The 17,005-nt window shown below is 71.4% G+C and carries 21 protein-coding genes; 20 read left to right on the plus strand and 1 reads right to left on the minus strand.

From position 1 onward, the window contains the following. The first annotated feature begins 179 nt into the window (after positions 1 to 179). The 17 genes from ACFXGI_RS35425 to ACFXGI_RS35505 all read left to right on the plus strand — a co-directional run bounded on the left by ACFXGI_RS35425 (position 180) and on the right by ACFXGI_RS35505 (position 13,390). Complete coding sequence (locus ACFXGI_RS35425; RefSeq protein WP_030162459.1) at positions 180 to 779, plus strand: hypothetical protein; 600 nt, start codon at positions 180 to 182, stop codon at positions 777 to 779. Positions 780 to 958: 179 nt separating this feature from the next. Next, positions 959 to 1,399, plus strand: a complete 441-nt coding sequence (gene rpsP, locus ACFXGI_RS35430) for a 30S ribosomal protein S16 (protein ID WP_281206312.1) — start codon at positions 959 to 961, stop codon at positions 1,397 to 1,399. A gap of 2 nt (positions 1,400 to 1,401) precedes the next feature. After that, entirely contained in the window at positions 1,402 to 1,641 is a 240-nt protein-coding gene (locus ACFXGI_RS35435) for an RNA-binding protein (RefSeq protein ID WP_030011889.1), read from the plus strand. Between the two features lie 96 nt (positions 1,642 to 1,737). Next, the gene (gene rimM, locus ACFXGI_RS35440) at positions 1,738 to 2,295 is read left to right on the plus strand and encodes a ribosome maturation factor RimM (RefSeq protein WP_030859857.1); all 558 of its coding nucleotides are present in this window, start codon (positions 1,738 to 1,740) and stop codon (positions 2,293 to 2,295) included. After that, positions 2,295 to 3,116 carry a tRNA (guanosine(37)-N1)-methyltransferase TrmD gene (trmD, locus tag ACFXGI_RS35445; protein WP_384716077.1) on the plus strand — a complete coding sequence of 274 codons (822 nt, stop codon included), beginning with the start codon at positions 2,295 to 2,297 and terminating at the stop codon, positions 3,114 to 3,116. Before rimM ends, trmD begins: the two co-directional genes overlap by 1 nt. A gap of 133 nt (positions 3,117 to 3,249) precedes the next feature. Continuing rightward, positions 3,250 to 3,600 carry a 50S ribosomal protein L19 gene (gene rplS / locus ACFXGI_RS35450; RefSeq protein WP_008737520.1) on the plus strand — a complete coding sequence of 117 codons (351 nt, stop codon included), beginning with the start codon at positions 3,250 to 3,252 and terminating at the stop codon, positions 3,598 to 3,600. A 44-nt stretch (positions 3,601 to 3,644) separates the two neighbouring features. Further along, entirely contained in the window at positions 3,645 to 4,415 is a 771-nt protein-coding gene (gene lepB, locus ACFXGI_RS35455) for a signal peptidase I (protein WP_384716081.1), read from the plus strand. 178 nt (positions 4,416 to 4,593) lie between these two features. Then, the gene (lepB, locus tag ACFXGI_RS35460) at positions 4,594 to 5,424 is read left to right on the plus strand and encodes a signal peptidase I (RefSeq protein WP_384716084.1); all 831 of its coding nucleotides are present in this window, start codon (positions 4,594 to 4,596) and stop codon (positions 5,422 to 5,424) included. 113 nt (positions 5,425 to 5,537) lie between these two features. Then, positions 5,538 to 6,431, plus strand: coding sequence for a signal peptidase I (gene lepB, locus ACFXGI_RS35465; protein WP_384716169.1), 894 nt, complete (start codon positions 5,538 to 5,540; stop codon positions 6,429 to 6,431). A gap of 44 nt (positions 6,432 to 6,475) precedes the next feature. Next, positions 6,476 to 7,297 carry a signal peptidase I gene (gene lepB, locus ACFXGI_RS35470; protein WP_384716087.1) on the plus strand — a complete coding sequence of 274 codons (822 nt, stop codon included), beginning with the start codon at positions 6,476 to 6,478 and terminating at the stop codon, positions 7,295 to 7,297. Then, entirely contained in the window at positions 7,287 to 7,793 is a 507-nt protein-coding gene (locus ACFXGI_RS35475) for an NUDIX hydrolase (RefSeq protein ID WP_384716090.1), read from the plus strand. The genes lepB (ACFXGI_RS35470) and ACFXGI_RS35475 overlap by 11 nt, the downstream gene beginning before the upstream one ends. A gap of 55 nt (positions 7,794 to 7,848) precedes the next feature. Beyond that, a complete protein-coding gene (locus ACFXGI_RS35480; RefSeq protein WP_006139554.1) occupies positions 7,849 to 8,157 on the plus strand; it encodes a DUF2469 domain-containing protein in 309 nt (102 codons plus the stop codon). 162 nt (positions 8,158 to 8,319) lie between these two features. Then, positions 8,320 to 8,691, plus strand: coding sequence for a YraN family protein (locus ACFXGI_RS35485; protein ID WP_384716093.1), 372 nt, complete (start codon positions 8,320 to 8,322; stop codon positions 8,689 to 8,691). Beyond that, positions 8,691 to 10,331, plus strand: coding sequence for a YifB family Mg chelatase-like AAA ATPase (locus ACFXGI_RS35490; protein WP_384716096.1), 1,641 nt, complete (start codon positions 8,691 to 8,693; stop codon positions 10,329 to 10,331). Before ACFXGI_RS35485 ends, ACFXGI_RS35490 begins: the two co-directional genes overlap by 1 nt. Positions 10,332 to 10,582: 251 nt before the next feature. Further along, on the plus strand, positions 10,583 to 11,734 hold the full coding sequence (dprA, locus tag ACFXGI_RS35495; RefSeq protein WP_384716172.1) for a DNA-processing protein DprA: 1,152 nt from the start codon (positions 10,583 to 10,585) through the stop codon (positions 11,732 to 11,734). A 209-nt stretch (positions 11,735 to 11,943) separates the two neighbouring features. Next, complete coding sequence (gene whiG / locus ACFXGI_RS35500) at positions 11,944 to 12,780, plus strand: RNA polymerase sigma factor WhiG (protein ID WP_384716099.1); 837 nt, start codon at positions 11,944 to 11,946, stop codon at positions 12,778 to 12,780. Between the two features lie 52 nt (positions 12,781 to 12,832). Beyond that, entirely contained in the window at positions 12,833 to 13,390 is a 558-nt protein-coding gene (locus ACFXGI_RS35505; protein ID WP_384716175.1) for a TetR/AcrR family transcriptional regulator, read from the plus strand. Here the strand turns inward: ACFXGI_RS35505 and ACFXGI_RS35510 are convergent. After that, positions 13,370 to 13,837, minus strand: a complete 468-nt coding sequence (locus tag ACFXGI_RS35510) for a M23 family metallopeptidase (RefSeq protein WP_384716102.1) — start codon at positions 13,835 to 13,837, stop codon at positions 13,370 to 13,372. The genes ACFXGI_RS35505 and ACFXGI_RS35510 overlap by 21 nt on opposite strands. Positions 13,838 to 14,088: 251 nt before the next feature. Here ACFXGI_RS35510 and rpsB point away from each other — a divergent pair, with 251 nt between their 5' ends. From rpsB to pyrH, 3 genes are all read left to right on the plus strand, one after another. Continuing rightward, positions 14,089 to 15,009 (plus strand): 30S ribosomal protein S2, encoded by a 921-nt coding sequence (gene rpsB / locus ACFXGI_RS35515; protein WP_384716105.1) that lies wholly within the window; start codon positions 14,089 to 14,091, stop codon positions 15,007 to 15,009. 135 nt (positions 15,010 to 15,144) lie between these two features. Continuing rightward, a complete protein-coding gene (gene tsf, locus ACFXGI_RS35520) occupies positions 15,145 to 15,981 on the plus strand; it encodes a translation elongation factor Ts (protein ID WP_384716108.1) in 837 nt (278 codons plus the stop codon). A gap of 163 nt (positions 15,982 to 16,144) precedes the next feature. Next, positions 16,145 to 16,924, plus strand: coding sequence for a UMP kinase (gene pyrH / locus ACFXGI_RS35525; protein WP_365956814.1), 780 nt, complete (start codon positions 16,145 to 16,147; stop codon positions 16,922 to 16,924). The last annotated feature ends 81 nt before the right edge of the window (positions 16,925 to 17,005 follow it).

The following is a 17,005-nucleotide window of genomic DNA, read 5'->3' on the forward strand; positions in this document are numbered from 1 at the left end:
GCACGGCACGAGCCGTGCGCCGGGACCGGCCTTTTTGGTCGACGTTACGTACCGACTCCTCCTGGGATCGGCGCACCCGTCCTCGTCGGGACGCATGAGACTGAACTGACTGGTACGTGCAAAAAATTTGGAATGGCCCGGAATCGGAACACCGGGGCACCCCGGCTCGTTGTCACGACGTGAGCACGACACCACCTGTTCTCGCCGCAGAGCTGGCGCAGGCGTGGGCCGACATTCAGCGGTACCACTCCGAGCTGCCTGACCTTGCCGCGCCCGAGTCCCTGATCGGAGAGTCCTCGTCCGCCTGCGGCGCCGAGCTCTCCTTCGAGCGACTGCTGCACGAGGCAGTCCACGGCATCGCCGCCGCCCGCGGAGTGCGCGACACCTCGCGAGCAGGCCGCTACCACAACCGCAGATTCCTCGCGATCGCCGAGGAGATGGGGCTGGACCACTCCGACGAGCCGCACGCGAGCAGCGGCTTCTCACTGGTCTCGCTCAATCCCGAGGCGAAGAAGCGCTACCGCCCCACCATGGAGCGGCTGCAGCGCGCGCTGAAGGCGCACACGGCCGCGACGGCCGCCGACACCAAGCGCAGCTTCCGCGGCCCGGCCGCCCGGCACGGCTCCTCGGGTGGCGGTGTCCGCGTCAAGGCGGTCTGCGACTGCGGGCGCAATGTGCGGGTGGTCCCCTCCGTGCTGGCGCAGGCGCCGATCGTGTGCGGCGGCTGTATGAAGCCGTTCCGCATCCCCGAGGTGGCCGTCTCGGCCGCGGCATCCTGACCCCGGCCGACTCCCCGCGAGAAGCGCCGCAGGCATGTGGCACAATGGCTAGCTGTACTCGACAGTCGCATAGGACCCCTCTCTCCTCCGGCTGACGCGTCCATCGGGCACCCGAGTACCGCAACCCCACGTGGCATCTCATGTGCCCAACCACGTCAAGTTCAGGAGACACCACTCCAGTGGCAGTCAAGATCAAGCTCAAGCGCCTCGGCAAGATTCGCCAGCCGCACTACCGCATCGTCGTCGCCGACGCCCGCACCCGCCGGGACGGTCGCGCGATCGAAGAGATCGGTATCTACCACCCGACGTACAACCCGTCGCGCATCGAGGTCAACGCCGAGCGTGCGCAGTACTGGCTGTCGGTCGGCGCCCAGCCCACCGAGGCTGTGCTCGCCATCCTGAAGCTCACCGGTGACTGGCAGGCGCACAAGGGCCTCCCGGCCCCCGCGCCGCTGCTGCAGCCGGAGACGAAGGAGAGCAAGCGCCGCACCTTCGACGAGTTCGCCAAGGCCCTCGAGGGCATCGGCGAGACCAAGGGCGAGGCCATCACGCAGAAGGCGAAGAAGGCCGACAAGAAGGCGGACGAGGCTGAGGCCGCCGCCGAGTCGACCGAGGCCTGAGCATGCTCGAGGAGGCTCTTGAGCACCTCGTGAAGGGCATTGTGGACAACCCCGACGAAGTGCAGGTCGCCTCGCGCAACCTGCGTCGCGGGCAGGTGCTCGAGGTCCGGGTTCACCCGGACGACCTCGGGAAGGTGATCGGCCGCAACGGCCGCACCGCGCGTGCCCTGCGTACCGTCGTGGGCGCCATCGGCGGCCGGGGGATCCGCGTCGACCTCGTCGACGTGGACCAGGTCCGCTGAGACTTGGTTCATTGAGAACGTGAATCACCGGCACGGGCCGGGGAGGGCATTCGTGCCCACCCCGGCCCGTCGTCGTCTGAACAGGAGAAAACACAAGTGGAGCTGGTTGTCGCGCGGATCGGCCGCGCCCACGGGATCAAGGGTGAGGTCACCGTCGAGGTGCGGACCGACGAGCCGGAGCTGCGGCTCTCGCCCGGTGCCGTCCTGCGGACCGAACCGGCGTCGGCGGGTCCGCTGACCATCGAGACGGGCCGCGTGCACAGCGGGAGGCTGATGCTCCGCTTCGCCGGCGTCAAGGACCGCACCGGCGCCGAGGCGCTGCGCAACATCCTGCTCATCGCCGACGTCGACCCGGCCGAGCTCCCCGAGGAAGAAGACGAGTACTACGACCACCAGCTGATGGACCTGGACGTCGTGCTCGAGGACGGCACCGAGATCGGCCGGATCACCGAGATCTCCCACCTGCCCTCGCAGGACCTCTTCATCGTCGAGCGCCCCGACGGCACCGAGGTGATGATCCCCTTCGTCGGCGAGATCGTCGCCGAGATCGACCTGGAGGAGCAGCGCTGCGTCATCACGCCGCCGCCCGGGCTGATCGACGACCGTGCCGAGATCGTCTCCACGCGGGACGCCGAGCCCGAGGGCGACGCCTGATGCGTCTCGACGTCGTCACGATCTTCCCCGAGTACCTGGAGCCGCTGAACGTCTCCCTCGTCGGCAAGGCGCGGGCCCGCGGGCAGCTCGACGTGCACGTCCACGACCTGCGGGACTGGACGTACGACCGGCACAACACGGTCGACGACACCCCGTACGGCGGCGGTCCCGGCATGGTCATGAAGACCGATCCTTGGGGCGAGGCCCTCGACGAGGCCCTGGCCGACGGATACGAGTCCGGCGCGCACGGGCCGGTCATGGTCGTCCCCACGCCCAGCGGCCGCCCGTTCACCCAGGAACTGGCCGTCGAGCTCTCCGAGCGGCCCTGGCTGATCTTCACGCCGGCCCGGTACGAGGGCATCGACCGCCGGGTCATGGACGAGTACGCCACGCGCATGCCGGTCTACGAGGTCTCCATCGGCGACTACGTGCTGGCGGGCGGCGAGGCCGCCGTCCTGGTGGTCACCGAGGCCGTGGCCCGGCTGCTGCCCGGCGTCCTCGGCAACGCCGAATCGCACCGCGACGACTCCTTCGCGCCCGGCGAGATGGCGAACCTGCTGGAGGGGCCGGTCTACACGAAGCCCCCGGAGTGGCGCGGCCGGGGCATCCCGGACGTGCTGCTCAGCGGCCACCACGGGAAGATCGCCCGCTGGCGCCGGGACGAGGCCTTCCGCCGGACCGCACGGCACCGCCCCGATCTGATCGAGCGCTGCGAGGCCTCCGCCTTCGACAAGAAGGACCGCGAGATCCTGAGCATCCTGGGCTGGCGGCCCGCCGCCGACGGCCGATTTTGGCGTAGGCCGGAGGCCGTGGAAGAATAGGCGGCTGCTGTGTGCTCGCGTGCGCCCCTGCCACAGGGGGACAGTCGCCCGCCGAGTGACGCGGCTCCCGAATTCTCTCCGGAAACCCGCACCGGCGGCCTGTGGCGTCGTGCGAAGAAAGCAGACGAAGAACATGTCTCACCTGCTCGATGGCGTCAACGCCGCCTCGATCCGCTCCGACGTCCCGGCCTTCCGCCCGGGTGACACGATCAACGTGCACGTCCGCGTCATCGAGGGCAACCGCTCCCGTATCCAGCAGTTCAAGGGTGTTGTCATCCGTCGCCAGGGCTCTGGCGTCTCCGAGACCTTCACCGTTCGCAAGGTTTCCTTCAGCGTCGGCGTCGAGCGCACCTTCCCGGTGAACTCCCCGATCTTCGAGAAGATCGAGCTCGTCACCCGCGGTGACGTCCGTCGCGCCAAGCTGTACTTCCTCCGTGAGCTCCGCGGCAAGGCCGCGAAGATCAAGGAGAAGCGCGACCGCTGATCTCCTCTCCGGGTCCCGGAGGCGGCCGGATAGGCTCGCCCTCGATGGACACCGAAGCAGAGCTCTCACAGCGCGGCCACCCCTCCCCCGAACCGGGGGAGGGGCGGCCGCGTTCTGCGTTGTGGGGGCGCCGTGCGCTGCCCGGGTGGCGGGCCTTCCTGACGTTGCGGGGGGCCGCCGTGCTCGGCGTGCTCTGCACGGGCTTCCTGCTGCTGCTCAGCAATTTCGTCGTACAGCCCTTCCTGATCCCGAGCCGGTCGATGGAACCGACGCTGCGGGTCGGGGACCGGGTGCTGGTGAACAAGCTGGCGTACCGTTTCGGCGACCAGCCGAAGCGCGGGGACGTGGTGGTCTTCGACGGCACGGGGTCCTTCGTACGGGAGGGCGCCGAGGGCAACCCGATCGGCGAGGCCGTGCACGGCGCGGCCTCCGCGCTCGGGATCGGAGAGCCGTCAGAGACCGACTTCGTGAAGCGGGTCGTGGGCGTCGGCGGTGACGACGTGGTGTGCTGCGACAGCGGCGGACGGATCAAGGTGAACGGGGTGCCGGTGGACGAGCCGTACCTATATCCGGGAGACGGGCCCTCGAAGGTGCCCTTCCGGATCGTCGTACCCCTCGGGACCCTGTGGGTCATGGGTGATCATCGTTCCCAGTCCCGGGACTCCCGGGACCACCTGGGGGAACCGGGCGGGGGGATGGTGCCGGTGGAGAAGGTGATCGGGCGGGCCGACTGGATCGGCTGGCCTGTCCCGCGCTGGGGGTCCATTCCCGCGGCTCCCGCGTCGACCGTGCCTTCCGGCGGCGGCCATGGGTAGCCGGGGGCGTTCGAGAGGCGGCCGGATCCCCGAGCCGGAGCCGGAGTCCGAGCCGAGACGGACGCCCCAGCCCCCGCCCACGCCCAGGCCCACGCCCCAATTCTGGCGTGCACCCGAGACTCCGGGCGGCCCCGAGCCCCGGCGGGAGCCCGAGCCCGCCGCGGTTTCCGAGCGGCCGGTGCGGGAGCCCGGGTCGCGACGAGGGGCCAAGGCGCAACCCGTCGCGGCCGAGACCGGGGGCCGGGCGGCGCGGCGCCGGCTGGCCCGGCGGGTCAAGCGGCGCAGGCGTACCCGCCGGGTGGGCGAGGTACCGCTGCTGATCATCGCGGCGCTGTGCATCGCGCTCGTCCTCAAGACCTTCCTCGTGCAGGCCTTCTTCATCCCGTCCGGATCCATGGAGCAGACGATCCGGATCGGCGACCGCGTGCTGGTCGACAAGCTGACCCCGTGGTTCGGCTCCAAGATCGAACGCGGCGACGTCGTCGTGTTCAAGGACCCCGGCGGCTGGCTCAAGGGCGAGGCCGCGCGCCCGCCCGAGGACCCCGTGGGCGTCAAGCAGATCAAGGAGACGCTGACCTTCATCGGCCTGCTGCCCTCCGCCGACGAACAGGATCTGATCAAGCGGGTCATCGGCGTCGGCGGCGACACCGTCGTGTGCTGCGACGCCAAGGGCCGCGTCACCGTCAACGGCACGGCCCTCGACGAGCCGTACGTGAGCCCCGGCAACGCACCCTCCGAAATCCGGTTCGAGGTGCAGGTGCCCAAGGGGCGGCTCTTCGTGATGGGCGACCACCGGGCGAATTCGGCCGATTCCCGCTACCACCTCGACGAGGCCTTCGACGGCACCATCGGCGAGGGCGGGGTCGTGGGGCAGGCGGTCGTCATCGCCTGGCCGTTCGACCACTGGCGCAAGCTCGAACAGCCCGCGACCTTCCGTTCGGTCCCCGATCCGGCCCCGAGCGGGCGACGCGGCCGCCGTGGGCGCCGACGGGGCCCGCCGTTCGCATAGTGTGTCCTCGGTCTCCCGCGCCTTAGGGAACTCCCGCTCGTTAAGGGAGGGGAGGGCCCGTGCCTGGTTCGGTGCGGGCGGCGATCTGCGAGTGAGGAGTGGATGTGGGGGATGTGGCGGTAGGCGCGCGATCCGGACGCGACGAAGGCGAGGAGCGGCCGGACGATGCCGAGCGCGAGGCCGAGGACGGTGGTGCCGAGGCGCGCCCGCACCGCTCGTTCTGGAAGGAGCTCCCGCTCCTCATCGGCATCGCCCTGCTGCTCGCCCTGCTGATCAAGACCTTCCTGGTGCAGGCGTTCTCGATCCCGTCCGACTCGATGCAGAACACCCTGCAGCGCGGCGACCGGGTCCTCGTGGACAAGCTGACCCCGTGGTTCGGCTCGGAGCCCGAGCGCGGCGAGGTCGTGGTCTTCCACGACCCCGCGAGCTGGCTGGCGGGGGAGCCCACCCCGGAGCCCAACTTCGCGCAGACGATCCTCAGCAAGATCGGCCTGATGCCCTCCGCGGACGAGAAGGACCTGATCAAGCGGACCATCGCCATCGGTGGTGACACGGTCGAGTGCAAGAAGGGCGGACCGGTCGTCGTCAACGGCAAGGAGCTCGACGAGCCGTACATCTACCCGGGCAACACCCCGTGCGACGACGCCCCGTTCGGTCCGATCACGGTGCCCAAGGGCAAGATCTGGGTGATGGGCGACCACCGGCAGAACTCGCAGGACTCCCGCTACCACATGCAGGACTCCACCCAGGGCTTCGTGCCGGTCGACAAGGTCGTCGGTCGGGCCGTGGTCGTGGCCTGGCCGATCACCCGGTGGGCGACCCTGCCCATCCCGGACACCTTCGACCAGCCGGGCATCGGGAACCAGGCCAAGGCGACGGCGATGGGCCTCGGGGCCGCCGGGCTGGCGCCCGTCGGGCTCGGTCCGGCCGCGCTGGGCCTCGTCGGAGCGGTTCCGGTCGTGATGTGGCGCCGGCGGAAGCTGACCAGCGGGACTACCGGCAGGTAGGGTGCCGCCCAGGTCGTCGATCCCGGAACTGTGGGGGCGCTGCAATGGGCGAAACGCTGAAAACGCAGACAAGCGGTACCGAGGGCATACGCGGTACCGGAGGAACACGCGGTGGCAAGGACGGCCGCGGCGGTCTCGGCAATGTGCTGTCGGGAGTCGCCGTGGCCGTCGGCTTTGTGCTCTTCCTGGGCGCATTCGCCTGGGGGGCCTTCACCTACCGGCCGTACACGGTGCCGACCGACTCGATGATGCCGACGGTGAACCCCGGGGACCGCGTGATCGCGCAGCGGATCGACGGCGGTCAGGTGCGGCGCGGCGACGTGGTGGTGTTCACCGACCACACCTGGAGCGACACGCCCATGGTCAAGCGGGTCGTGGCCATCGGCGGCGACACCGTGAAGTGCTGCGGGGCGGGCGGCCGCCTCACCGTGAACGGCAAGGAGCTCGACGAGCCGTACCTCGAGCACGCCCTGCCCGAGGGGGCGGCCGCGAGCAGCGCCGCCGTGCCGGCCTCCGACATTCCCTTCGAGGTCACGGTGCCCGAGGGCAACCTCTTCCTGCTGGGCGACCAGCGCGCCGCCTCCCTTGACTCCCGGTCCCACCTCCAGGAGGCCGGCCAGGGCACCGTGCCCCGGTCCGCGGTCCAGGCCCGGGTCGACGCCCTCGCCTGGCCCACGGTGAAGATGCTGGAGCGGCCCGCCACCTACGCCTCCCTTCCCGGAGGGACCTCGCGGCCGGGGCCGCTGCGCCTCCAAGCGGCCGTTGTGGTCGCCGGAGCCGCCCTGGTGCTGCTGGGGGCCGCGTACGGGCCCCTCGTACGGGTCCTGCGGCGCGGGCAGCGGCGGGAGCCGGCCGGTGCCCGCTGACGAGGCCGCCGGGGAGGGCCCGCGCAAGGTGTCCCGGGTGATCCTGCTGGACCCCGCCGACCGGATCCTGCTGCTCCACGGCTTCGAACCGGACAATCCCGCGGACCATTGGTGGTTCACCCCGGGCGGCGGACTCGAAGGCGACGAGACCCGGGAGCAGGCCGCGCTGAGGGAGCTCGCCGAGGAGACGGGGATCACAGAGGTGGATCTGGGGCCGGTGCTGTGGCAGCGGTACTGCTCGTTCCCGTTCGACGGGCGGCGCTGGGAGCAGGACGAGTGGTACTACCTGGCCCGGACCGAGCGGACGCGGACCGAGCTGGGCGGCCTCACCGAGCTGGAGCGACGCAGCGTCAGCGGTGCCAGGTGGTGGACCTCCGGGGAACTTCTCTCGGCCCATGAGACGGTGTACCCGACCAGACTCGCCGAGCTGCTCCGTACGCTGCTCGACGACGGTCCCCCGGGTGCGCCGGTGGTCCTGGCCCCGGAAATCGTTTAGGGGCGCAGGGGCCTGGCGCACAATAGGGGGACGCACGGCTGAAGGGGAACATGCCATGAGCGCCGAGGACCTCGAGAAGTACGAGACCGAGATGGAGCTGAAGCTCTATCGCGAGTACCGCGACGTCGTCGGGCTGTTCAAGTACGTGATCGAGACCGAACGTCGTTTCTACCTCACGAACGACTACGAGATGCAGGTGCACTCGGTCCAGGGGGAGGTGTTCTTCGAGGTCACGATGGCCGACGCCTGGGTGTGGGACATGTACCGGCCGGCCCGCTTCGTGAAGCAGGTGCGGGTGCTGACCTTCAAGGACGTGAACATCGAGGAGCTCAACAAGAGCGATCTCGAGCTGCCGGGCAGCTGACGCCCGGCCCTTCACCACCTGCGCGCGCTCTCGCGCCGATCGCCCCCGCCTCCCCGGGTTCACCCTCAGGGGTGAGGGGGTTGTCCACAATGCCCCCGCTGTCCACCAAGATCCACGGGGTGGGCGGGACCGCGGGATCGTCGGGGGCGGAGGTGGTGCCCGATGAACGCGAACGGCGTGGCACGGCAGGCATTGGGGCGGTACGGCGAGGAGCTCGCGGCGCGGCGGCTGGCCGAGGCCGGGATGACGGTGATCGCCCGCAACTGGCGGTGCCGCAGCGGGGAGATCGACATCGTCGCGCGGGACGGGGACGCCCTCGTCGTGTGCGAGGTCAAGACACGCAGGGCGGGGGAGTTCGAACACCCCATGGCCGCCGTCCGCCCCGGCAAGGCCGAGCGGTTGCGGCGGCTCGCCGGGCGCTGGCTCGCCGACCACGGAGGACCGCCCGCGGGCGGGGTGCGCATCGACCTCGTGGGAGTCCTGCTGCCGCGGCGCGGCGCGCCCGTCGTGGAGCACGTCCGGGGGGTAGCGTGATGGGGTTCGCACGAGCCTGCTCGGTGGCCCTGGTCGGCGTCGACGGCGTGGTGGTGGAGGTCCAGGCCGATCTGGAGCCCGGGCTCGCCGCCTTCACCCTGGTGGGGCTGCCCGACAAGACCCTGACCGAGAGCCGGGACCGGGTGCGGGCCGCCATCGTGAACTCGGGCGCGACCTGGCCGCAGAAGAAGCTCACGGTCGGGCTCAGCCCGGCCTCCGTACCGAAATCGGGCGCGGGGTTCGACCTGGCCGTCGCCGCCTCCGTGCTGGGCGCCGCCGAGCTGGTCGACCCCGCGGCCATCGCCGATCTGGTGCTGATCGGGGAGCTGGGGCTGGACGGCCGCGTGCGGCCGGTGCGGGGCATCCTGCCGGCGGTGCTCGCGGCTGCCGAAGCCGGGTACCGGAACGTGGTCGTGCCGCAGCAGTGCGCCGCCGAGGCCATGCTCGTCCCCGATGTCAGCGTGCTCGGCGTGCGCAGCCTGCGCCAGCTGATCGCGGTCCTCACCGACGGGGAGGTCCCCGAGGAGGAACCACCGGATTCGCCGGGGCGGCCCGATCCGATGCTGGCCGGGCTGGTGGTCCCGGGCGCGGGGATCGGCACCGGGATCTCCCGAGGCGGGGGCCGGGCCGGGGAGGGAGAGACCCCGGACTTCCCCGACCTCTCCGATGTCGCCGGGCAGCACGGTGCCCGCCGGGCCCTGGAGGTGGCGGCCTCCGGGGGCCACCACCTCTTCCTCAGCGGACCCCCGGGAGCCGGCAAGACGATGCTGGCCGAGCGGATCCCCTGGATCCTGCCGCCGCTGTGCCGGCAGGACTCCCTGGAGGTCACGGCCGTGCACTCGGTCGCGGGGGTGCTGCCGCCCGGGGAACCGCTGGTCGCCCGGCCCCCGTACTGCGCGCCCCACCATTCGGCGACGATGCAGTCCCTGGTCGGCGGCGGAGCGGGGGTGCCGCGGCCCGGGGCCGTCTCCCTGGCGCACCGGGGGGTGCTGTTCCTCGACGAGGCCGCCGAGTTCAGCACGAAGGCGCTGGACGCGCTGCGCCAGCCCCTGGAATCGGGGCACGTGGTCATCGCCCGGGCCGCCGGGGTGGTGCGGCTGCCGGCCAGGTTCCAGATGGTGCTCGCGGCGAACCCCTGCCCGTGCGGGCGGCACACCCTGCTCGGGGCCGGCTGCGAATGCCCCGCCTCGGTGATCCGCCGCTACCAGGCCAGGCTGTCCGGGCCGCTCCTGGACCGGGTGGACCTGCGGGTGGAGGTCGAGCCGGTCACCCGCTGCGACCTGCTGGGGCGCGGAGGCCGCGGGGAGTCCACGGCTGTCGTCGCCGACCGGGTGCGGGAGGCCAGGGACCGCGCCGCGGTGAGGCTCGCCGACACGCCGTGGCGGCTCAACGCCGAGGTGCCGGGGCATGAGCTGCGCACCCGGTGGCAGGCGGCCCCGGGGGCGCTGGCCCAGGCCGAGCGTGACCTGGAGCGCGGGCTGCTCACCGCCCGCGGGCTGGACCGGGTGCTGCGGGTCGCCTGGACCGTGGCCGACCTGCGCGGCCGGGACCGCCCCGAGCCCTTGGACGTGGCCGTGGCCCTCGAACTGCGCACCGGCATCGCCCGTGGCGCGGCCCTGGCGATGGAGGTCGGGCCGTGACCGCCCCGCAGCGGACCGGACCTCCTGACGGACCGTGGCAGACCGACGGTCCCGGGCGGGCGGCCGGTTCCGATCCGGGCGTCCGGGCCGGACAGGCCGGACAGGCCGGCGGCGCCGCGCCGGCGCGCGGTCCCGGTCCGTTCGGAGGGCCTTGGCCGGCCCACACGGCCGAACCGCCGGGCAAGCCCGATTCGGCTGACGGGTCCGATCCGGGTACCTGGCCGGGCACGGCCGCCGAGCCTGATCCGGAGTTGCTGGCGCGGGCCGCCCTGACCCGGGTGCTGGAGCCCGGCGACGAGATCGGCGGGCGGTGGTTGCGCGAGCACGGCGCACCCGGGCTGATACGGCTGCTGACCGGGCCGCAGAGCGCGGCGGCGGGTCTGGCCGGGGTGGGGGAGCAGCGGCTCGCGGGCTACCGCAGTCGGGCCGCGCTCGCCGACCCCCGGCGGGACCTGGCGGCCGCCGCCCGCGGTGGCGGCCGGTTCATCTGCCCCGGCTCCCCGCAGTGGCCGACCCAGCTCGACGACCTCGGCGACGCCCGGCCCGTCGGGCTCTGGCTGCGGGGCAGAGCGGACCTGCGGACCTGGGCGCTGCGCTCCGTCGCCCTGGTCGGGGCCCGGGCCTGCACCCCGTACGGCGCGCACATGGCCCAGACCTTGGCCGCCGGCCTCGCCGAGCGGGGCTGGGTGGTGGTCTCCGGGGCCGCGTACGGGGTCGACGGCGCGGCTCATCGAGGGGCCCTCGCCTCGGGCGGGGCCACCGCCGCGGTGCTCGCCTGCGGGGTGGACGTCGCCTACCCGCGCGGGCACGCCGAGCTGCTCGGCCGGATCGCCGCGCAGGGGCTCGTCCTGGGGGAGCTGCCGCCCGGCAGCCACCCGACCCAGAGCCGGTTCGTGCAGCGCAACCGGGTCATCGCCGCGCTGACCCGCGGCACCGTGGTGGTCGAGGCGGCCCACCGCAGCGGCTCCCTGGTCACGGCCCGGCGGGCCCAGCGGCTCGGACGGTTCACCATGGGCGTCCCCGGCCCGGCCACCAGCGGGCTCTCGGGAGGGGTGCACGAACTGCTGCGCGGCGAGGCCGTGCTCGTCACGGACGCCGCGGAAGTGGTCGAGCTCGTCGGCGGCATGGGCGAGCTGGCTCCCGAGCGGCGCGGCCCGGTGCTCGCCCGGGACCTGCTGCACCGGGACACCGCCCGTGTGCTCGAAGCACTCCCGGCCGGCCGCCTCGCGCACGCGGAGGAAGTGGCACTCGCCGCAGGCACCGGAACCGATGAAGTCATCGGCAGACTGTACGAACTTCACTCTCTGGGGTTCGTCGAACGGCAGGGCGAGGGCTGGCAGTTGACCAGGAGAACTCCTGAGGGAGGCACACAAACCGGTGGCACCCGGCGAGGCGGTGGTTGACCTGGGGTGTTCCGGTGAAAGAGTGAAGCCGATGAGAGACGCGGTCTTCCCGGTGGCAGTCGCCGGGACCGAGCGCCAGGCGCCGGTCCCGGGTCGCCCGCGCGAGTCCGGACGCCCCGGTGCCCATGCGCGATCCCGTACTCTTCGCGCACCGCGACACTTCCGTCACGCTACGCTCCCAAGGAATCCGGCTCCGGCAAAGGCGAAGCATGCCCCAGCACACCTCAGGGTCTGACCGCGCTGCGGTGCCCCCCGCTGCCCGCGGCAGCGTGCGGACCACCGCGCCCTCGTCCCTCGAGGTGCTGTGGCGCTCGTACAAGGAGAGCGGCGACGAGCGGCTGCGGGAGCAGCTGATCCTGCACTACTCGCCCCTGGTGAAGTACGTCGCCGGCCGGGTCAGCGTGGGCCTGCCGCCCAACGTGGAGCAGGCCGACTTCGTCTCCTCCGGGGTCTTCGGGCTGATCGACGCCATCGAGAAGTTCGACATCGACCGGTCCATCAAGTTCGAGACGTACGCGATCACCCGCATCCGGGGCGCGATGATCGACGAGCTGCGCGCCCTGGACTGGATCCCGCGCTCGGTCCGGCAGAAGGCGAAGTCCGTGGAGCGGGCCTACGCCGTCCTCGAAGCCCAGCTGCGCCGCACCCCCACCGAGCACGAGGTGGCCGGCGAGATGGGCATCGCAGTGGAGGAACTCCACGCCGTTTTCAGCCAGTTGTCGCTGGCCAACGTGGTCGCCCTGGAGGAGCTGCTGCACGCGGGCGGCGAGGGCGGCGACCGCCTCTCGCTGATGGACACCCTGGAGGACACCGCCGCCGACAACCCGGTCGAGGTGGCCGAGGACCGCGAGCTGCGCAGGCTCCTGGCCAAGGCGATCAACACCCTGCCGGAACGCGAGAAGACCGTCGTCACGCTGTACTACTACGAGGGCCTCACGCTGGCCGAGATCGGCAACGTACTGGGCGTCACCGAGAGCCGGGTGAGCCAGATCCACACCAAGTCCGTGCTCCAACTGCGGGCCAAGCTGGCGGATGTCGGGCGATGAGCTTGCGGCACCTCCGTAGAGTGGAGGCGTGCCCAGGATTCGAGCGGCCTCCGTGGCCGAGCACCGGTCGATGCAGCGCGGCGCCCTGCTGGACGCCGCGCGTTCCCTGCTGTCCGAAGGCGGGACGGAAGCGCTGACCTTCCCCGCCCTCGCGGAGCGCACCGGCCTCGCCCGGTCCTCCGTGTACGAATACTTCCGCTCCCGCGCGGCCGTGGTCGAAGAGCTGTGCGCGGTGGACTTCCCCGTGTGGGCCGCCGAGATCGAGGCGGCCATGGAGCAGGCCGATGCGCCGGAGGCCAAGGTGGAGGCCTACGTGCGGAGCCAGCTGGGGCTGGTCGGGGACCGACGCCACCGTGCGGTGGTCGCGATCTCGGCCAGTGAGCTGGACGCGGGGGCGCGGGAGAAGATCCGTGCCGCGCACGGGGGGCTCGTGGCGATGATCGTGGAGGCGCTGGCTGCCCTCGGGCACGAGCAGCCCCGGCTCGCGGCGATGCTGCTGCAGGGGGTCGTCGACGCGGCCGTGCGGCGCATCGAGCTGGGCGCCGCCGAAGATCCCGGTGTGGTCACCGAAGCCGCCGTGGCCATGGCCCTACGGGGCGTACGCGGCTGAGTCCGGCAGCAGTCTGGGTGTCGGGCGGGGCAGGAGGGCCAGGGGGTTCAGGTACGTCGTGCCCGAGAGGAGGCCCCAGTGGAGGCACGGGCCGGCGCAGTGCGTGCCCTCCGTGAGGACCGCCACCACCTGGCCCGTCGTGACCTCCTCGCCCTCCGTGACCAGCGGCCGGACCGGTTCGTACGTGGTGCGCAGGCCGCCCGGGAGGGTCAGGGACAGGACCCCGCGCCCGGCCACCGGGCCCGCGTGGTGGACCCGTCCCGGGCCCACCGTCCTGAGCTCGGCGCCCACCGGGGCGGCCAGGTCCACCCCGCGGTGTCCCGCCGCGTACGGGGTCGGGGGCGGGTCCCACCAGCGGGCCACCACCAGGGGCGGCGGGAGCGGCCGGGCCCCCGGGGAGAGCGCCTGGGCCAGGGTCAGGAGCAGGGTGAGCAGCAGTGTCGTCATGCCGTCCAGGTTGACGCCGCGTCGCGCGGCGTGAGCGGGCCTGTGGACAACCGGCCGGGTGTGGACAACGGCGTCACCTGGCATACCGCCCGGTCCCGTACACTTCTTACGGCGATCCGGGTCACCGGGTCGACTTCGCACGCCCCAGCACCAGCCGCTCAGGCCGGGTGAAAGCGTCTCTCGGTCCCCTTCGTCGGGGGCAGGGCGCGGTGGGGCGTCAGGAACCAAACCGAGAAACCAAGGAGATGGCCATGGCCGTCGTAACGATGCGGGAGCTGCTGGAAAGCGGCGTCCACTTCGGTCACCAGACCCGTCGCTGGAACCCGAAGATGAAGCGCTTCATCTTCACCGAGCGCAACGGCATCTACATCATCGACCTGCTCCAGTCGCTGTCGTACATCGACCGCGCCTACGAGTTCGTCAAGGAGACCGTCGCCCACGGCGGCTCCATCATGTTCGTCGGTACCAAGAAGCAGGCCCAGGAGGCCATCGCCGAGCAGGCGACGCGCGTTGGTATGCCGTACGTCAACCAGCGCTGGCTGGGTGGCATGCTCACCAACTTCTCCACCGTCTACAAGCGCCTTCAGCGTCTGAAGGAGCTTGAGGCGATCGACTTCGAGGACGTCGCCGCCTCGGGTCTCACCAAGAAGGAGCTCCTGGTCCTCTCCCGCGAGAAGATCAAGCTGGAGAAGACCCTCGGTGGTATCCGCGAGATGTCGAAGGTTCCCAGCGCCGTCTGGATCGTCGACACCAAGAAGGAGCACATCGCGGTCGGTGAGGCGCGCAAGCTGCACATCCCCGTGGTCGCGATCCTCGACACCAACTGCGACCCCGACGAGGTCGACTACAAGATCCCGGGCAACGACGACGCGATCCGCTCCGTCACCCTGCTCACCCGCGTGATCGCCGACGCCGTCGCCGAGGGCCTCATCGCCCGCTCCGGCGCTGCGACCGGTGACTCGAAGCCGGGCGAGAAGGCCGCCGCCGAGCCGCTCGCCGAGTGGGAGCGCGACCTGCTCGAGGGTGAGAAGAAGGACTCCGCCGACGAGGCCGTCGAGGCCGCCCCGGCCGAGGCCCCCGTTGCCGAGGCCGCCCCGGACGAGGCCCCCGCTGTCGAGGCCCCGGCCGCCGAGGCTGTCGAGGCCCCGGCCGCCGACGCCGAGCAGGCCTGACCCTCTGAGAGAGCCCGGCGTTCATCCGCCGGGCACTCGCAGCACGGACGATGACGGCGGGGGAGCCGCGCCTGGGGCGCGACTCCTCCGCCGTTCACCCGTAGATCTACGACTTCGAGAGAGAATCACAGACTCATGGCGAACTACACCGCCGCTGACGTCAAGAAGCTCCGCGAGCTCACCGGCGCCGGCATGCTGGACTGCAAGAACGCGCTGGTCGACTCCGACGGTGACGTCGACAAGGCCGTCGAGGCGCTCCGTATCAAGGGTCAGAAGGGCGTCGCCAAGCGCGAGGGCCGTTCTGCCGAGAACGGTGCCGTCGTCGCCCTCATCGCCGACGACAACACCTCCGGTGTCATCGTCGAGCTGAAGTGCGAGACGGACTTCGTCGCGAAGGGCGAGAAGTTCCTCGCCGTCGCCAACGAGCTGGCCGCGCACGTCGCCGCGACCTCCCCGGCCGACATCGAGGCGCTGCTCGCGTCCGAGATCGCCCCGGGCAAGACCGTCACGGCCTTCGTGGACGAGGCGAACGCCAACCTCGGCGAGAAGATCGTCCTGGACCGCTTCGCGCAGTTCACCGGCGGTTACGTCACCTCGTACATGCACCGTACGATGCCCGACCTGCCGTTCCAGATCGGTGTCCTTGTCGAGCTCGACAAGGAGAACGCCGAGGTCGCCCGCGGCGTCGCGCAGCACATCGCCGCGTTCGCGCCGAAGTGGCTGTCCGCCGAGGACGTCCCGGCCGAGGTCGTCGAGTCCGAGCGCCGCGTCGCCGAAGAGGTCACCCGCGCGGAGGGCAAGCCCGAGGCCGCCCTGCCGAAGATCGTCGAGGGTCGTGTCAACGGCTTCTTCCGCGACAACACGCTGCTCGGCCAGGCCTACGCCCTGGACGCGAAGAAGTCCGTCCAGAAGGTTCTGGACGAGGCCGGTGTCACCCTGGTGCGTTTCTCGCGCATCAAGGTCGGCATCTGAGTCCGTCCTTACAACGACGGACACCGGACCCCGATAGGGTCTGAAGCAGTCGTCCGCGTACGCGCGGAACGACCGCAGATCTGACGAGGAGGCCATTGCCGTAGAGGGAACCGCGAGGACCCACCGGCAATGGCCTTCTTCGTATGTGTACGAGGAGATCTCCATGAATCAGGGCGTGGACCCCCACACCGCTTCCGACGACAAGAGCGACCACGACAAGAAGGGCCGCCGCTTCATGCTGAAGCTGTCGGGCGAAGCCTTCTCCGGTGGTGGAGGACTGGGCGTCGACCCCGACGTCGTCCATGCCATCGCGCGCGAAATCGCCGCGGTGGTCCGTGACGGCGCGGAGATCGCCGTCGTGATCGGCGGCGGAAACTTCTTCCGCGGCGCCGAACTCCAGCAGCGCGGCATGGACCGTGCGCGGTCCGACTACATGGGCATGCTGGGCACGGTCATGAACTGCCTCGCCCTCCAGGACTTCCTGGAGAAGGAAGGCATCGACTCCCGCGTGCAGACCGCCATCACCATGGGCCAGGTCGCGGAGCCGTACATCCCGCTGCGCGCCGTACGGCACCTGGAGAAGGGCCGCGTCGTGATCTTCGGCGCCGGCATGGGCATGCCGTACTTCTCCACCGACACCACGGCCGCCCAGCGGGCCCTGGAGATCGACGCCGAGGCCCTGCTCATGGGCAAGAACGGTGTCGACGGGGTCTACGACTCCGACCCGAAGAAGAACCCCGACGCGGTGAAGTTCGACGCGCTGGAGTACAGCGAGGTGCTGTCCCGCGACCTCAAGGTCGCCGACGCCACCGCCATCACGCTGTGCCGCGACAACAAGCTGCCGATCCTGGTCTTCGAGCTGCTCGCCGCGGGCAATATCGCCCGCGCCGTCAAGGGTGAGAAGATCGGCACGCTCGTGAGCGACCAGGGCACCCGGGCCTGAGCGTCCGGGCGCCGGGCCCGGCCCCGCTCGGCCGAGCCCGCCCCGCCCGCCTGAACCATCCATATCTGACATGCAGGAGCA

Origin of the sequence: Streptomyces sp. NPDC059355 (assembly GCF_042752335.1) — a bacterium.
Taxonomy (GTDB): Bacteria; Actinomycetota; Actinomycetes; order Streptomycetales; family Streptomycetaceae; genus Streptomyces.

Excerpts from the sequence above, each read along its gene's own strand:
- lepB (WP_384716087.1), top strand. The coding sequence starts at position 6,476 with ATGGGCGAAACGCTGAAAACGCAGACAAGCGGTACCGAGGGCATACGC.
- ACFXGI_RS35480 (WP_006139554.1), top strand. The coding sequence starts at position 7,849 with ATGAGCGCCGAGGACCTCGAGAAGTACGAGACCGAGATGGAGCTGAAG.
- pyrH (WP_365956814.1), top strand. The coding sequence starts at position 16,145 with ATGAATCAGGGCGTGGACCCCCACACCGCTTCCGACGACAAGAGCGAC.
- whiG (WP_384716099.1), top strand. The coding sequence starts at position 11,944 with ATGCCCCAGCACACCTCAGGGTCTGACCGCGCTGCGGTGCCCCCCGCT.
- ACFXGI_RS35490 (WP_384716096.1), top strand. The coding sequence starts at position 8,691 with ATGGGGTTCGCACGAGCCTGCTCGGTGGCCCTGGTCGGCGTCGACGGC.
- tsf (WP_384716108.1), top strand. The coding sequence starts at position 15,145 with ATGGCGAACTACACCGCCGCTGACGTCAAGAAGCTCCGCGAGCTCACC.
- ACFXGI_RS35510 (WP_384716102.1), bottom strand. The coding sequence starts at position 13,837 with ATGACGACACTGCTGCTCACCCTGCTCCTGACCCTGGCCCAGGCGCTC.
- lepB (WP_384716081.1), top strand. The coding sequence starts at position 3,645 with ATGGACACCGAAGCAGAGCTCTCACAGCGCGGCCACCCCTCCCCCGAA.
- rpsB (WP_384716105.1), top strand. The coding sequence starts at position 14,089 with ATGGCCGTCGTAACGATGCGGGAGCTGCTGGAAAGCGGCGTCCACTTC.
- ACFXGI_RS35485 (WP_384716093.1), top strand. The coding sequence starts at position 8,320 with ATGAACGCGAACGGCGTGGCACGGCAGGCATTGGGGCGGTACGGCGAG.
- rplS (WP_008737520.1), top strand. The coding sequence starts at position 3,250 with ATGTCTCACCTGCTCGATGGCGTCAACGCCGCCTCGATCCGCTCCGAC.
- trmD (WP_384716077.1), top strand. The coding sequence starts at position 2,295 with ATGCGTCTCGACGTCGTCACGATCTTCCCCGAGTACCTGGAGCCGCTG.
- ACFXGI_RS35435 (WP_030011889.1), top strand. The coding sequence starts at position 1,402 with ATGCTCGAGGAGGCTCTTGAGCACCTCGTGAAGGGCATTGTGGACAAC.